Annotated in this window: 12 protein-coding genes; 2 read left to right on the forward strand and 10 right to left on the reverse strand. The window is 65.3% G+C overall.

Annotated elements, in window-relative coordinates; genetic code table 11:
- Positions 1-74: 74 nt before the first annotated feature.
- The 6 genes from SB749_RS00550 to SB749_RS00575 form a co-directional block, all read right to left on the reverse strand.
- Entirely contained in the window at positions 75-2702 is a 2628-nt protein-coding gene (locus tag SB749_RS00550) for a GNAT family N-acetyltransferase (RefSeq protein WP_410708503.1), read from the reverse strand.
- The gene (locus tag SB749_RS00555; protein ID WP_410708504.1) at positions 2699-4096 is read right to left on the reverse strand and encodes a lysine N(6)-hydroxylase/L-ornithine N(5)-oxygenase family protein; all 1398 of its coding nucleotides are present in this window, start codon (positions 4094-4096) and stop codon (positions 2699-2701) included. Before SB749_RS00555 ends, SB749_RS00550 begins: the two co-directional genes overlap by 4 nt.
- Positions 4093-5583 (reverse strand): pyridoxal phosphate-dependent decarboxylase family protein, encoded by a 1491-nt coding sequence (locus tag SB749_RS00560; RefSeq protein ID WP_410709910.1) that lies wholly within the window; start codon positions 5581-5583, stop codon positions 4093-4095. Before SB749_RS00560 ends, SB749_RS00555 begins: the two co-directional genes overlap by 4 nt.
- Before the next feature lie 706 nt (positions 5584-6289).
- Positions 6290-7816: an IMP dehydrogenase gene (guaB, locus tag SB749_RS00565; RefSeq protein WP_410708506.1), complete on the reverse strand. Its 1527-nt coding sequence runs from the start codon at positions 7814-7816 to the stop codon at positions 6290-6292.
- A gap of 134 nt (positions 7817-7950) precedes the next feature.
- Positions 7951-8613: a GntR family transcriptional regulator gene (locus tag SB749_RS00570; RefSeq protein ID WP_025776861.1), complete on the reverse strand. Its 663-nt coding sequence runs from the start codon at positions 8611-8613 to the stop codon at positions 7951-7953.
- A gap of 9 nt (positions 8614-8622) precedes the next feature.
- The gene (locus SB749_RS00575; RefSeq protein WP_410708507.1) at positions 8623-9750 is read right to left on the reverse strand and encodes a pseudouridine synthase; all 1128 of its coding nucleotides are present in this window, start codon (positions 9748-9750) and stop codon (positions 8623-8625) included.
- Positions 9751-9955: 205 nt separating this feature from the next.
- On the opposite strand from SB749_RS00575, the gene SB749_RS00580 reads away from it, so the two are divergent.
- Positions 9956-10408: a hypothetical protein gene (locus tag SB749_RS00580; RefSeq protein ID WP_410708508.1), complete on the forward strand. Its 453-nt coding sequence runs from the start codon at positions 9956-9958 to the stop codon at positions 10406-10408.
- Positions 10409-10754: 346 nt separating this feature from the next.
- Here SB749_RS00580 and SB749_RS00585 read toward each other — a convergent pair whose 3' ends face one another.
- Positions 10755-12176 carry an FtsX-like permease family protein gene (locus tag SB749_RS00585; RefSeq protein WP_410708509.1) on the reverse strand — a complete coding sequence of 474 codons (1422 nt, stop codon included), beginning with the start codon at positions 12174-12176 and terminating at the stop codon, positions 10755-10757.
- Positions 12173-12949 (reverse strand): ABC transporter ATP-binding protein, encoded by a 777-nt coding sequence (locus SB749_RS00590; protein ID WP_410708510.1) that lies wholly within the window; start codon positions 12947-12949, stop codon positions 12173-12175. Before SB749_RS00590 ends, SB749_RS00585 begins: the two co-directional genes overlap by 4 nt.
- A 150-nt stretch (positions 12950-13099) precedes the next feature.
- Here SB749_RS00590 and SB749_RS00595 point away from each other — a divergent pair, with 150 nt between their 5' ends.
- Positions 13100-13504 (forward strand): SRPBCC family protein, encoded by a 405-nt coding sequence (locus tag SB749_RS00595; RefSeq protein ID WP_410708511.1) that lies wholly within the window; start codon positions 13100-13102, stop codon positions 13502-13504.
- A 378-nt stretch (positions 13505-13882) separates the two neighbouring features.
- Here the strand turns inward: SB749_RS00595 and groL are convergent, their stop codons facing one another.
- Positions 13883-15475: a chaperonin GroEL gene (gene groL / locus SB749_RS00600; RefSeq protein ID WP_410708512.1), complete on the reverse strand. Its 1593-nt coding sequence runs from the start codon at positions 15473-15475 to the stop codon at positions 13883-13885.
- A gap of 36 nt (positions 15476-15511) precedes the next feature.
- Positions 15512-15805, reverse strand: a complete 294-nt coding sequence (gene groES, locus SB749_RS00605; RefSeq protein WP_039209993.1) for a co-chaperone GroES — start codon at positions 15803-15805, stop codon at positions 15512-15514.
- Between the last annotated feature and the right edge of the window lie 136 nt (positions 15806-15941).

The raw sequence follows: 15941 nt of genomic DNA on the forward strand, positions 1-15941 counted from the left end.
AGTGGCGCGGGCTGCTGCGTCGATTCACCGACAGCGCAGCGCAGTGGCGAGCGGTCGGCAGCCCGCCCTCTGGCTCAGCGAGCCACGGGATTGGGCATGGTGCCCGCGTAGAGCAGTGATTCGGCTTGGTTGCCGATGTCGACCATCTGCTTCGTGTTCTTCAGCTGCAGCCGGTTGAGGCACGAATGGGCGAAGTGTTCGGCACGCAGGTCCACGTCGCCGCTGACACCGTGCGCCGCATCCGGGTGTTCTGCTTCGTAGTCGTCGAGGGTCTCGGCGACGATCGCCCAGAACCTCTCGGCCGGCAGCAGTCCGTCGCCGTCGAGGATGCCGGACAGGTGCCGCAGGACCCCATCGAACATATCGGTGAACACCGACAGCGCCTTCTCCTCCCCCGGCACTACGGCGCGGATGCGTTCGACGTCGGCAGGCAGTTCGCGATGGCCGAGGACGGCGACCTCCTCACCGATGTCCTTCATGAATGCCCCTGTCACCACATGCTCGTCGAGGACGAGGATGAGGTTCTCCCCGTGCGGCATGAACACGAGATCGTGGGCGAGCAGCGCATGCACGAGTGGTTTCAGGTAGGCCCGCAGGTAGCTGCGCACCCATGCCCCGACGCTCAGCCCGGAAGCGCGAATCAGCTCGGCAGCCAAGGACACACCCTGGTGATCTCGATGCAGCAGCGCGGCCATCGTGATGAGCTTCTGACCTGGTTCGATCTGCTCGACAGGGTTCTCCCGCCACAGGGCGGCCAGCATCTTCCGGTGCGGGTTCGTCTCCTTCGTCCGATGGTAGACATCACCGGTGTATCCGAGCGCCGCGCGCTCCCGCAGAACGCGGAATCCGGCCGCAGCGAAGGTGTCATCGGAGGCGATGAGATTCGCAACCCAGTCATTGATGGCCGGAGTGTCACGCATGTACTTCGGCGATAGGCCGCGCAGGAATCCCATGTTCTGCACGGCGAGCGCGACCTTCACATACGGAGCTCCGGCCCGCGAATGATTGAAGAACGTGCGCAGGGACTGCTGCGCCTGGTGCTTATCGAGCCCAACACCTAACGGCAGAAGATCACCTCGGGCGATGTCCGCGGCGAAGGTGATCGCCAGACGGTGGTCGGCCTGCCAGGGATGAATCGGCATGAGGTGGAAGTGCGCAGGATCCTGTCCCGCCGCCCGGATCCGGGACCCGAAGAGATCCCGTTCGGCTTCGCTGAGAGCATCACCGAGGTGGTCCTCCTCATCGAGTCCGACTCCCAAGGACAGATGGCTGAGTTCGCGCCTCACTGCCACCCATTCGATGCGGTTCCGCTCACCGTTCTCCGGTGCCCACTTGCGGAAGTCGCTGAGGCCGAAGCCGATGCGACCGTTGTTCGCAAGGAATCCTGGGTGGCCCTCGGTCATGGCCGCCTCGGTGGTCTGGAAATCCGCATCGACGAGTGCACGTGCATTGGGTCTGCGCCCGGCCCGAGCGTCCTCGAGTTTGAACGCGGCCCCGGCCAGGGTCGAGGCGAGCTCCTCGAGGTAGGTGGAGATGAGGTCCTCGGGGATGAAGAGTTCGTCGTGGAGTTCGACGACGAGTTCCTGCGCGTCGAGCGGAACCTCGGTACCGTCGCGCCACCGGGTGATGCTCGCTTCGTCGATCACCCAGTGTTCGAGCGGCAGCACACGCGCGGTGAATGTGTACCGACTGGCGCCGGAGATGCTCACTTCCCAGGTCTGACCTTCGCCATTCGCCGAGGCGGCTCCCCCATTCACATCGGCACTGCCGTTCGCGGCGGCTCGCTCGCCTTCGCCCACGTTCACCGGTGCGATGAGTCGTTCGTGGGCGAATTCGGACAGGGCTTTGGCGACGAGGTGGCGCTGCACGACGGCGAAAGCATCCCCGTTGAGGTGGGCGTACGGTGCCGGTGGGGTTGCGGCCTTCCGCCCTGTATGCGATTCAGTGGACCGCTGGGCGCCGACCGGTTCCCCGCTCTCGCCGACGTGCGACGTCCGTGCAGCGGTGACGAACGGAGCCAGCGCGCTGGCCTCGAAATCCGCGCGGGCGCACACACTGACGAGCGCCAGTTTCTCGATCTCGCCCATCATGATGGTCGCCTCGGTGATGGGGGTGAAACCGGCCGCTCGGTTCTTCTCGATGATCGCGTCGTTCCTGGCATCGGGTTCGACGACGACGCGTTCAGCTCCGCGTCCTCCCTGGCCAACCGGCCTGAGGCAGAAGTCGATGACCTCCGCCATGATGCGGTCGGTGAGGCCGTGCACGGCCGGTCCTGCCGGCGGTGCGACGAGCAGATGCATCCCGATGTCCGCGGGCCCGGTCGCCACGACGTTCTGCGGGATGAGGCTGTCCGGAGTGTAGGTCTCGACGTAGAAGCAGTCGATGCCGTCGACGGAGCCGACCCAACCGGCGTCATCCGCTGAGTCGCGAATGCCATCCAAGTAGGTCCTGGCCTCGTTCTCGTCGAGGTCGGTCATCATCCAGTAGTGAGCGCGCGGGTGGGTCAGCCACTCGTGGATCCGGGCGGTGTCCCGGTCGACGTCGAGCGGACGGATGGTCACTGTCGCCGAGGCGGCCGTGAGCTTCACGTCCGAACTGCGGTCCGTGCGCGTACAGGTGGCGTTCGCATCAACCGCAGAATCGGTCGGGTCGGTTTCGTCAGCCTCGGTGGTGGTGAGGCTGGTGATGAGTTCGGTGGTCATGCGTGTGACATCTCCTTGGAGTCGTCGAGTGCGAAGGCGGCATCGGGAACGGCATCGGATTCGTCGGCCGGCACCCCGAAGGTCTGGAAGGCGATGGTCCGTTCGATCGGATAGGGTTCCCGGCCGGTCACTGCGGCCAGCACCACCGAGGCCCGCCACGGGCCGAAGCCGAGGTCAGGTGCGGTCACGCCGTGGGTGTGCTCTTCGCCGCCTACGACGTGGATGGTTCCTTCGTCGTTGATCGTGTAGTGGCGGCTGACGTCGAGGCGGCCCCGGGAGTCCAGTCGGATGTCGTCGCCGAGGGGGCTGAGGAAGTCGGGGACCTGCGATTTGTATCCGGTGGCGGCGACCACGGATCCCGACCGTCGGGTGAACGTCTTGTCCAGTGCCGTGTTGCGGAAGCCGAGCAGGTATTCGCCGCTGATCGGATCGATCTCGGCGGTTTCGAGTTCGGCTTCGGAGACGAGGTTCGTCAGCAGCTGCCGCCCGCCGCGGCTGAGTCGGTAGAGAGTGTCGTGGATGTCGTCGACGAGGTCGGCGGAGATGCCCTTGTACAGCGTGCGCTGTTCCCGGCCGACGCGTTCGCGCAGCTCATCGGGCAGAGCCCGGAAGTGGTCGGTGTACTCCGGGGAGGTCATCTCCAGGGTGAGCTTTGTGTATTCCATCGGGAAGAACCGCGGCGACCGGGTCACCCAGTCCAGGCGCACTCCGCGGTCTTCTGCGTCGTCGATGAGGTCACGGTAGATCTCGGCGGCGGACTGGCCGCTGCCGATGATCGTGATCGCTCCGGAGTCGAGCAGCGCTTCCCGGTTCTCGAGATAGTCGGCGGTGTGGATGAGCGGGCCGGCTGCTTCAGTACCGTCGCCTCCCCCGAGTCCCTGCAGCGCAGGTGGCAGCACCGGCTGCGTTCCCACCCCGAGGATGAGATGCCGAGCGCGGTAGGTCTCGGTCGTCAGGATCGAGCCGGAGTCATCGACCACCTCGGCGAGGGCGGTGTACACACCGTCGTCCCTGGTCACGGACACGACGCGACGGTTCCAACGCAGCGTATCCAGCTGGGCAGCGACCCACCGGCAGTACTCGTCGAACTCAGCACGCAGGGGGTAGAACGATTCGCGGATGTAGAACGGGTAGAGCCGCTTGCGCTCCTTGAGGAAGTTGAGGAATGAGTACGGCGAGGTGGGGTCGGCCATGGTGACGAGGTCGGCCAGGAACGGCACCTGGATGGTCGAGCCTTCGATCATCATGCCCGGGTGCCAGCGGAATTCGGGGCGCTGGTCGAGGAAGATAGCGTCGACGTCGTCGAGCGGTTCCGACAGTGCGGCCAGTCCGAGTCCGAAGGGTCCGATGCCGACGCCGAGGATGTCGTGAATGGGCGTGGAATCTGCGCTCATGCTGCGCCTCCTTCTGTCGCTGCGTCCTCGAGATCCCGGCCGGCGAGGATGCCGTGCCCGGTGGCACGGACGAGGTCGAGCACGGCGGTGACGTCGTCGATGCGGGTGTCGGGATTGAGCAGGGTGAGTTTGAGCCACGGCGTGCCGTCGATGACGGTGCGGGCGATGGCTGCGCGGCCGGAGCGGAAGAGGACTCGACGGATGAGCGGGACGAGTTCGTCGCAGGTGACCTGGTCCGCGGTCGCCGGGGTGAATCGGAAGAGCACCGTGGACAGGTCCGAGGCGCCGAGCACTTCGAAGTCCGCCTGGTCCTCGAGCAGCGCCCGGACGTCGGTCGCGAGGTCGCAGACGGCGTCGAGCATCGATCCGATCTCCCCTGCTCCGCGGGCGCGCAGCGTCGTCCAGAGCTTGAGCGCGTCGAAGCGGCGGGTGGTCTGCAGGGACTTGTCGACCTGGTTCGGTTCGGCGTCGGCTTCTTGCGCTTCGGCTTCGGGATTGAGGTAGTCGTGGTGGTGGATCGTCGGCGCGAACAGACTCGCGTCCCTGATGAGCAGGGCCGATGAGGACACGGGCTGGAAGAACGTCTTATGGAAGTCGATGGTCACCGAGGTGGCCCGGCAGATCCCGTCGAGCAGGTGAGCTCGTTGTGGGGCCCAGAGCAGTCCGCCGCCGTATGCGGCGTCGACGTGCAGCCACACGTTCGCTGATTCGCAGACCTCGGCGATGGTCTCGAGCGGGTCGATGACACCGAGGTCGGTGGTTCCGGCGGTGGCGACGACGGCCATGGGGATCTGGTCGTTCGCCTCGATCGCGAGCAGGTTGGCGTTGAGCGCTTCGGCATCCATGCGGCCGGACCGGTCGGTCGGGACGGTCACGACCGCCTCGGCGTCGAGACCGAGGAGGAACGCAGCGCGGGACACGGAGAAGTGGGCCTGGTCGGTGGCAAGGATCCGCAGCTGGGACAGCAGGTCGCGGCGCTTGGGCGCGCCCAGGTCAGGGCCGCCTCGGCGGGATTCGGCGTCATCGGCCTCACCATGTCCCGCAGCCTCGGCGAGGACGTTTTCGCGGGCGAGGAACAGCGCCTGGAGATTCGATTGGGTGCCTCCGGAGGTGAAGATTCCGTCGCCGCCGGCGAAGCCGAGGTGACCGCAGGTCCAGTCGATGAGGCGGCGTTCCATGAGGGTGGCGACCTCGGATTGGTCATAGGTGTCGACCGAAGTGTTGATGGCGGCGAGCATCGCCTCGGCGGCGACGGCGGGCACGGCGACCGGGCAGTTGAGGTGGGCGACGTAGCTGGGGTGGTGGAACCACACGGCATTGTCGGCGTAGAGAGCGTCGACCTCGCGCAGGGCTTCGGCGTTGCCGACGCCTGCGGTGTCGAGATCCACGGCGTCGACGGCGGCCTGGAGCCCGGAGCGTTCCTTCGCCGAGGCGGCGCGCTCAGTTGTGCGGAACCGAATGCCGAGGATGTCGACGACGTCGTGCATGAGCGATGTGTACTCGTCTGCGCTGTGGGCGCCGAGGAGGGCATCGGTGCGGGTCGGGTTCTGGACGTCGGCGAGGGTGGGGTTCGCGACTTCCGGCGCCGCGGTCGGTGCGTTGAGGTCGGAGTTCGTGTGGGGAATTTCGGGAGTCTGAAGGGGTGCTGAAGTGGGTGTCGCTTCGGTGTCATAGAGCAGAGAAGTCGTCACTGTGAGGTTTCCTCCTTCGATGATGCGCACCGCAAAGCGCGGCTCGCATTAGGGAAACCTACCCTAAGTTAATGCGTTTCCGAAGAGCCTCTGGCCGGATTCGATGACTACGGAAGTAGACCCCTCACCGGGGCCGATGCCGCCGCTTCCCAGCGCTCACAAGGCAAGGCGACCGTTCGCACTACGGGTGCATCGGCCGGAAAATGAGCGCGTGGCATTCGTCACATCGGGGTGTGTCATCCAGCATCGTGAGACATTCGGGGCGCCCGGGTGACCGCGGATTGTTGGGTCGATCCACGGTGGTTTCAGACCGCAGAACACCGTGGATCGAACCAACAATCAGCTCAGGCGCTGCAGAGCCACAGCTTCCCGTTGAACAGCCAGGAATTCTCCCCACGCCCTCAGCCGACCCCGCACTCAGAAAAGCCGCAGCTTCCGCGCAAATGCGGAAACTGCGGCTTCTCACTGACCAGAGGCACACCGTCAGAGGTGCCCGCCTACGTCACTTCACGACGTAGTTCGGGGCCTCGACGGTCATCTGGATGTCGTGCGGGTGGCTTTCCTTCAGCCCTGCCGTGGTCAGGCGGACGAACTTGCCCTTGGCCTTGAGCTCGCCGACAGTGCGTGCGCCGACGTAGAACATCGTCTGGCGCAGGCCTCCGGTGAGCTGGTGGGCGACCTGCTTGAGGTGACCGCGGTAGGCGACTCGGCCTTCGATGCCCTCGGGGATGAGGTCGGTGTCGGTGGCGATATCGGCTTGGAAGTAGCGGTCCTTCGAATACGACTTGCCCTTGCGGGGAGCCATCGCGCCCAGCGAACCCATGCCGCGGTAGGCCTTGTACTGCTTGCCGTTGACGAAGATGAGTTCGCCTGGCGACTCGTTGCATCCGGCCAGCAGGGAGCCGAGCATGACGGTGTCGGCACCGGCGACCAGAGCCTTGCCGATGTCACCGGAGTACTGGAGACCGCCATCGGCGATGACAGGAACTCCGGCAGCCTGAGCGGCCTGTGCAGCAAGGTGGACGGCGGTAACCTGCGGGACGCCGACACCGGCAACGACGCGGGTGGTGCAGATCGATCCGGGTCCCACGCCGACTTTGACGGCGTCGACTCCGGCCTCGACGAGCGCCTGCGCGCCTTCCTTCGTAGCGACGTTTCCGCCGATGATCTGCACGGCGGAGAACGCCGGGTCGGACTTGATCTTCTTGATCATGTCGGTGACTCCGCGAGCGTGGCCGTTCGCGGTGTCCACGACGAGGACGTCGGCGCCCGCCTCGGCGAGCATTCCGGCACGCTCGTAGGCGTCGCCGTAGAACCCGACGGCGGCACCGACGCGCAGGCGACCTTCGTCGTCCTTGGTGGCCAGCGGGTATTCCTCGGTCTTGACGAAGTCCTTGACGGTGATGAGGCCTTGGATGACGTTGTTGTCATCGACGAGAGGCAGCTTCTCGACCTTGTGCTCGGCGAGCAGCTCGAAGGCCTTCTCGGCGGCCACGCCGACGGGCGCGGTGACCAGCGGCATCTTCGTCATCGTCTCGGCGACGGTGCGTGTGGGGAATTCGCTGCGGGTGACGAAGCGCAGGTCGCGGTTGGTCACGATGCCGACGAGCACATTGTTCTCATCGACGACGGGCAGTCCGGAGATGCGGTACTTGCCGCAGATCTCGTCGAGCTCTTCCAGCGTCTTGTCCGGGGTGATCGTCAGCGGATCATTGATCATGCCCGATTCGGAGCGCTTGACGTAGTCGACCTGGTTCGCCTGATCCTCGGCGGAGAGGTTGCGGTGGATGATGCCCAGACCGCCGATGCGGGCCATGGCGATCGCCATCCGAGATTCGGTCACGGTGTCCATCGCCGCGGAGACGAGCGGGATGTTGAGCTCGATCTCCTTGGTCAGCCGGGAGGCGGTGGAGGCTTCGGAAGGGATGACATCGGTGTCGCCTGGCAGGAGGAGGACATCGTCATACGTGAGTCCCGTCAGCGAGAACGGATCGTTTGCGGCCTGTGATTCCTGCTCAGGGTTTCCCATGAAAACAGCCTTTCGACGCGAAGATACGGTGGCTCAATGCTATCGGAGCGAGAGAGTCGACCGCTATGGGTTCAAGCACCGGGCACTGTGAGACTGGCTACACAGGAAAAGCTGTCGGATTCGTGCGGGAAACCCTACCGCCCCTCCCCCACTGACCGTGCGAGGTCGAGGGTCGAGGCTTCGGAGTCGTCGAGGTGGATGCGCAGCAGTCCTTCGGCCCCCTGCCGATCCCCGGATTTCATCTTCTCGAGGATGTCCCGATGCGGATTCGCCCAGTGCGAGTGGTATTTACCGGGTTCGGGCGAGCGCGAGAACGTCGTCGACAGCCTGGCCATGAGGTTGAGGTAGAACTCGTCGAGCAGCGGTGAGCCCAGCAGCCCGACGATCGCACGGTGGAACGATGCCGAGTGCTCCTGAGCATCGGCCCAGGTTTCGTTCTTCGGCGCGGTTTCGGCCCGGACCACGGAAGCTTCGACGGCGGCCATCGCCTCGTCGGTGGCGTCCTGAGATTCCTGGACGGCGCGGATCTCGAAGACTCGGCGGGCGCGGTAGAGGTCCTTGAGTTCGTCGATGCCGAAGGTGGAGACGAAGAAGCCCCGGTTGGGCTCCTGAGTGAGCAGCCCGGCGTGGCGCAGCAGGCTCAGCGATTCGCGGGCGGTGTTGCGCGAAACGTTGAATTCCTTGGCCAAGGCACCATCGCGGACCGGGCTTCCTGCCGGGTATTCACCGTCGGTGATGCGGGTGCGGACAAGGGCGACGATGGCCTCTGATGTGCATCCGGGGGCGTGTGGACTCATAACACCAGGCTACCGGGTTTCGACTGGATCGGAGCTGACTGCGGCGGGATCGAGTTCGAGTGCGCTTTCGAATCGTCGGCTCAGCCCCGTCAGCGGGTCATCGAATTCGATCTTCGCGGCCAACAGCTGCAGCGGTGATGAGAAGTCGTAGGGGTCCGGGGCGAGGTCGACCGGATAGACCGGATCACCGAGGATGGGCAGCCCGAGCGCGTTCATGTGCACCCGCAGCTGGTGCGTCTTGCCCGTGACCGGGCTCAGCTCGTACTCGGCAACCCCTCGCCGAGGCGGCGCTTCGTCCTCGCACCTTGTTCGATCACGAGGATCGACGTCGGCATCCTCTCGCCGAGGCGGCGCTCCTCTCTCGCCTTCCCACCTGTCTCGCTGTTCGTGGTCGGATCCCTCACGCTGAGGCGGCCACGCGGCACCCGAGACACTGGTCCTGGTGGTGATGGTTCGAAGCAGTCGGATCCGACTGACCGCGTTCGGCTCCCCTGCGACTTCGTGCACCTGGCGTCCGCCGACGGGTTTGACCAGGCGCGATTCGCGGACGAGTGGGAATTCGAGCTCCGGCGGCGGGGCCGGCGCCAGGGCGCGGTAGGTTTTGCTGACTCGTCGGTCTTGGAACAGGCGCTGGTAACGGCCGCGTGTCTCGGGCCGTTTCGACAGGACCAGCAGTCCGGCGGTGATCCGGTCGAGGCGGTGGATGGCGACGAGGTCGGGCTGGCCGAGGTCGACGCGCAGACGCGTGACGACGCATTCGCGGACGAACCGTCCGTTCGGGGTGCTGGCGAGGAAATGAGGTTTGTCGACGACGAGGAGGTCATCGTCCTCGAAGACGATCCCGACCTCGAACGGGATTCGCTCTTCCGGCGGGACCGGTCGGTGGAAGAAGTAGAACCCACCGGGAATGACCGGGTCGTCCCAGGCCACCGGGAGCCCAGCCTCGTCGCGCATGTCCCCGTCTGTCATCAGCGCGCGTCGGGAGTCGGGGGACGCCTCGGGGAATTCGGATTCGAGCCAGGCCCCGATCGAGTCGGGAACGGGCAGGTGATTCTTCGCATGGGTGGCCTTGCCGCCGGGGGCGCGCAGCGCGGTCGCCGAGATTCCTTCTCGGGGCGGGAGCGGACTGCGGGGCATGGGGCCAAGTCTATGCGGCAGGCTCCCGCAGCCGTGCAGCCGATCCCGCAATTCCGGAGGCAGGATCCGGAATCGTCATCGCGGTCGCGAATGCAGTGGCACGGAACCGCACGAAGTCTGCCGCATACCGCAGATCGGCCGCGGTTTCCGCAAAACTCCGAGACACCTTCGAGCTCCCGACGACTGAGCACATATGGTGGGACACATGGACCGCATCGAACTCACGCAGGATGTCCTCTGCGAGAAGGTCGTCACTCCGATCGTTCTCGCGATGTTCGCCGATCACGAGTGGGACAGCATCGCGATGCTCCGCGATACCGAAGACGAGCGTCGGCTCTTCGCGCGGATCGTCGTCGCCGGGGAGGCCATTGAAGTCCTCCTCGACTACCCCGGCAACGATGAGAGCCTCTACGACATGCAGGAGCGCCTGGTCGCAGAGTTCCGGTCGTTCATCGAAACTTCTGAGTTCGGTGCGCGACGCGCCCCGGAATGGGAGACCGATCCATTCGCCCTCGAGCACAAACCTGCTGTCGTCTCTCGCACTCCGCGACCGGATTTCGACGGACCGCCGGACTGCGTTCAGCGTCGCCTGCGCAACCGCGGCCGGGTCATGCGCGTCGACCGCCGCCGGTGCGTCTCCGCTCACCGCCGCGGCTGAGTTCCGGTGCGTCCTCGCGTACCGGCGAGGCTTCCTGCGCCTCCGCGTACGCGCGGCTGAGGACACAGGTCTTCCGAGCCCTGCCGCACTCCCCCACATGCCCTAGCCAGACACATGCTGGCGTCCAAATTCGACGCACCCTGCGACCACCCCACTCAGCTGCACGCCAGAGGACGATCAGGTCACTGTTATCTCTGAAATGCTCACTTACTTCGCTGTGCATTCCAGAGAAACCTGTACCTAAAGTTGGAACGGACTCGCTGCGGCCCAGTTGGAGTCGAATAGCCCAGTTTCTAACGTGGGCTTCTCAACTCAAACTGGGCCGTCAGCATCACCGGCCCGCACTTCACACGGCTTCGAGCGCCTCGACGGGACTGATCGAGGTGGCCGCGCGGGCGGGTTCGCGGCTGGCGACGAACACGGCGATGAGGGTGCCGGCCACGACTGCGATGACGACCACCCAGGGCACACTCGGCGCGAAGAGGCCGAGCAGGGGCGAGAGCAGGGTCAGCGCGCCGACCCAGCCGAAGCCGATGCCCAGCGGAACAGCGACCGCGCAGGCGGTCAGGCTCAGCTGCAGGCCCTCGGCCGTGATCATCCGACGCACGCGCTTCGGGGTCTGGCCGAGCGCCATGAGCAGCCCGATCTCCTGAGTGCGCTGGCGCACGGAGAGCATGAGGGTGTTCGCGACGCCGATGACGGCAATGATCACGGAGAAGAGGATGAGGGCCAGCGCGAACAGCATCGACTTGTCGATGACGGTGGCCAGCGCGTCCTCGAGACCGCCCCACCCCTCTTCACCGAGGGAGCGCGCATACCGCAGCAGCTGATCGCGGAAGGTCGTCATGGCGGTGGCGAACATGACGATGAGCGTGATGCCGATGACGAGGCCGATGACCGTGCGCGCGTTCCGGGTGGGATGGCGGGCGATCGTCGAGGCGGCCAACCGGGACACAGCAGTGCGTCCGCACAGCCAGCCGATCGCCGCCTGCAGGGGCGGCAGGATCCACGGATGGCCGATGATGACGCCGAGGAAGGTCAGACTCGAGCCAAACGCAGTGAGCACCACGCTCATCAGGCTGATTCGATGGTCGGCGGCTCCGATCACGGAATTGACGAGGAACGTCAGGCCCATGGACAGCAGAATCAGCGAGGCCGTGAGTCCCCCGAGTGAGGCACGGACATCCTCGGGGCGGCTTTCGACCGCCTGCGAGGTCGCCTCGATCGGAGAGATCCCCGTGATGCGGCGCGCGCCCAAGTACGCCGACAGCCAGGTCACGATGATCGTGGCGAGCGCGGGAACGGCCATGGTCGGGGTGACGAGAGCGACCTCCTCGGTGATGGCGTTGCCGAGGAAATTCTGAGCCGCTCGCGCCAGCCCGGTCGACGCGGCGAAGGCGAGCACCGCGGCGGGGACGGAGATGATCAGGCCTTCCAACGAGGCGGCCCTGCGCAGCCGTTTCGACGACGCCCCGATGAGGCGCAGCAGAGCCAGCTGGCGGCTGCGACCGGCGATGATGATCGAGAACGTGTTCGCGATGACGATCGCGGAGACGAAGAGAGCGATGAGGAAGAAGGTGACACCGATCATCGACAGGAAGTTCTGCGCGGTCTCGGACTCGGCGATGATCTTCTCAGACGACAGCCACGCGGTCAGTATCGCGATGCCCTGCATGATCGCGGTGCCGAAGAGGGCGGCGATGAAGACGACGAGGACGCTGGGGAAGAACTGCCGCGGGTTGGTTCGGATTTCGCGCAGCGGGTTCATCGGCTCACTGCGGATTCGGCGCGTTCGTCGATGTCGAGCATGGTCGAGGCGATCGCTTCGGCGGTGATGGTGTCGTTCAGTTCCGTCACCGGGGTGCCGTCGGCGATGAAGATGACACGGTCGGCGTGGGCGGCGACGATCGGGTCGTGGGTGACGAGCACGATCGATTGGCCGAACTCACGGACGGCCTCGACCATGATCGCCATGACTTCCCGGCCGGACTTCGCGTCGAGGTTGCCGGTCGGCTCGTCGGCGAAGAGGATGTCGGGGCGTGTTGCGAGTGCCCGGGCGATGGCGGTGCGCTGCTGTTGACCGCCGGAGAGCTCGTTGGGTCGGTGTTTGAGGCGGTCTTCCAGTCCCAGGCGGTGGACGACCGTGGTGATCCAGGCGCGTTCGTCGGCATTGGGCCGGCGATCGTCGAGTTCGAAGGGCAGCCGGATGTTCTCCTTGACGTTAAGCGTGGGCACGAGATTGAACGCTTGGAAGACGAATCCGATCCGGCGGCGGCGCAGGGCGGTGAGGTCGTCGTCGCGCAGCTTCGTGATCTCCTGATCGCCGAGGTGGACCGTGCCCGAGGTGGGACGGTCGAGTCCGGCGAGGACGTGCATGAGTGTTGACTTTCCCGAGCCCGAGGGCCCCATCACCGCGGTCAGCTTGGCCGGTGCGATGTCGAGGCTGACCTCGCTGAGAGCCGTGACCGCGGCCCCTTTCGGATCGAAGACCTTCGAAACGTCGCGAAGTCGGGCGATGGGCATCGTTGGGCCGGTGGTCATAGATTCCTCATGCGTCGGTGCAAGCTGTCATTTCCAGACTAACGAGGATCGGCGCTCAGAAACATGAAAAGCGACTGGCCAGTAGGTGTGAGCCAGCTGTGTACGGCAGGTTTCCTGGCCGCTTGTGCCCTGCTGTGGTCCACTGGAGAGATGACGAATCCAGCGCTTCACCTCTCGACACCTATCAACTCCTCCCCCACCGAGGTGGCCGCCTTCGCTGGGGATCCCGCGAACCTTCCGGCCTGGGCAGCGGGACTGAGCAATGGTATCCGCGAGGAGGGCGGCCGCTGGATCACGGATTCCCCGATGGGTGAGGTCGAGGTCCGCTTCGGCCCGCACACGCAGCTGGGCATCCTCGATCACGACGTGATCTTCCCCGACGGAACGGTCGTTCACAATCCCCTGCGGGTGCTCGCCAACGGCACCGGCGCCAAGGTGGTCTTCACTCTGTCCGGTCTGCCGGATGTCGTTGACGCCGAGTTCGACCGCGACGCCGACATGGTCCGCGCGGACCTCGCCCGCCTGCGAGCGCACGTCGAAGCGAAGCGCGACTAAGCAGGCCCGAGCACACCGACGATTGAGTGCCCTACGTCCGGACGCGCTACGGCCGGGCGCTCCGCGCGGGCTCAAAGCCGGCAACTATGACACGGTCGCAGCCGAAGCAGATTCTTTGGGACACCCTGCTCCGAAATGCCTACGTTCTTCGGTGTGCATTCCAGAGAAGGGTGAGCCGAATGGAGCCTCGCCAGCAGCGACGACACGCCGGCGCGACGCTCTACCGCCCCGTCGCGACGCTGTGCCGCCTCGGCGCGACGCTGTGCCGCCCCGTCGCGACGCTGTGCCGCCTCGGTGACGGTGAATGCGACAGTGGCCCGGAACGTGATGTTCCGGGCCACTGTCGTGGTCAGAGGTGACTCAGTCCGAGCGGATGGCTCAGTCTTCGTCCTCCTCGTCCTTCTTCTCGACGACCAGGGTCTCAGTGGTGAGAACCAGGGCGGCGATCGAAGCGGCGTTGCGCAGCGCCGAACGGGTGACCTTGACGGGGTCGATGATTCCGGCACCGATGAGGTCGCCGTATTCGTCGATGGCGGCGTTGTAGCCCTGGCCGGACTCGAGGTCCTCGACCTTGGCGACGACGACGTAGCCGTCCTGGCCCGCGTTGGCGGCGATCCAGCGCAGCGGCTGGACGACTCCGCGCTTGACAATCTCGGCACCGGTGAGTGCGTCACCGGACAGTCCGAGGTCGTTGCCGTCGAGGACCTTCGCAGCGTGGATCAGAGCCGATCCACCGCCGGCGACGACACCCTCTTCGATGGCGGCTCGAGTAGCGGACACGGCGTCTTCGACGCGGTGCTTGCGCTCCTTGAGCTCCACCTCGGTGGCGGCGCCGACCTTGATGACGGCGACTCCGCCGGAGAGCTTGGCCAAGCGCTCCTGCAGCTTCTCGCGGTCCCAGTCGGAATCGGTGTTCTCGACCTCGGCGCGGATCTGAGCGACACGACCGGCAACAGCATCGTCGGCACCGGCACCATCGATGATGGTGGTGTTGTCCTTGGTGACGGTGATGGTGCGGGCGTTGCCGAGCTCTTCAAGGGTGACCTGGTCGAGCTTCATGCCCATGTCCGGGGTGACGACCTGGCCACCGGTGAGGACGGCGAGGTCCTCGAGGATGGCCTTGCGACGGTCACCGAAGCCGGGAGCCTTGACGGCGGCGACGTTGATGATTCCGCGCAGCTTATTGACGACCAGGGTCGACAGAGCTTCACCCTCGATGTCCTCGGCGATGATGAACAGCGGCTTGCCGGCCTGCTGCACCTTCTCGAGGACGGGCAGGAGCTCCTGGATGTTGGAGATCTTGCCCTGGTTGATGAGGATGAGAGCGTCGGAGAGCACAGCCTCCTGGCGATCCGCGTCGGTCACGAAGTGCGGCGACAGGAAGCCCTTGTCGAACTGCATTCCTTCGGTGATCTCGAGTTCGACGGACGCAGCCTGCGACTCGTCGATCGTGATGACGCCGTCCTTGCCGACCTTGTCGAAGGCATCGGCGATGAGCTTGCCGATCTCGGGCGACTGAGCCGACAGACCGGCGACGTGTGCGATCTCCGAGGAGTCGGCGACGTCGCGGGCGATCGTGCCCAGCTGCTGCGAGACGGCCTCGACGGCGGTCTCGATGCCGCGCTTGAGCTGTCCGGGTGCGGCACCTGCGGCAACGTTGCGCAGTCCTTCGTTGACGAAGGCCTGAGCGAGCACGGTCGCGGTGGTGGTTCCGTCACCGGCGATGTCGTTGGTCTTGGTGGCGACTTCCTTGGCCAGCTGTGCGCCGAGGTTCTCGTAAGGATCGTCGACCTCGACCTCACGGGCGATGGTCACACCATCGTTCGTGATTGTGGGAGCGCCCCACTTCTTGTCGAGCACGACGTTGCGGCCCTTGGGCCCCAGCGTCACCTTGACGGTGTCGGCCAGGGTGTTGACACCCTTTTCGAGTGCACGACGGGCTTCGTCGTTGAATTCCAATGATTTAGGCATTCGTCCTCCTGTCAGTGAAGTAGTTGTTCAGGGGATTCAGCCGATGACGGCGAGCACGTCGCGAGCCGAGAGCACGAGGAACTCTTCGCCTGCGTACTTGACTTCGGTGCCTCCGTACTTGGAGTAGATGACCTTGTCGCCGACGGCGACGTCGACCGGCACGCGGTTTCCGTTGTCAGCAACGCGGCCCGGGCCCACTGCGACAACTTCGCCTTCCTGAGGCTTTTCCTTGGCGGTTTCGGGAATGACCAGACCACTGGCGGTAGTCTGTTCTGCTTCGACCTGACGGATGACAATCCGATCTTCGAGTGGCTTGATGGAGACCGACATATCGGGCCCTCTCCCTTCGCTGGGTTCTATTTCATCGAGTCAGACGGCGGCTGCTGCCATGAACCTCTCGTCGTCGCGGGTGCCGAGCGATTCGACCGTCTCATGAAACTGGCACTCAATGAGTGCTAGTGCTAAT

Source organism: Brevibacterium sp. SIMBA_078 (genome assembly GCF_046534565.1).
In the GTDB taxonomy this organism is placed as follows: Bacteria; Actinomycetota; Actinomycetes; order Actinomycetales; family Brevibacteriaceae; genus Brevibacterium.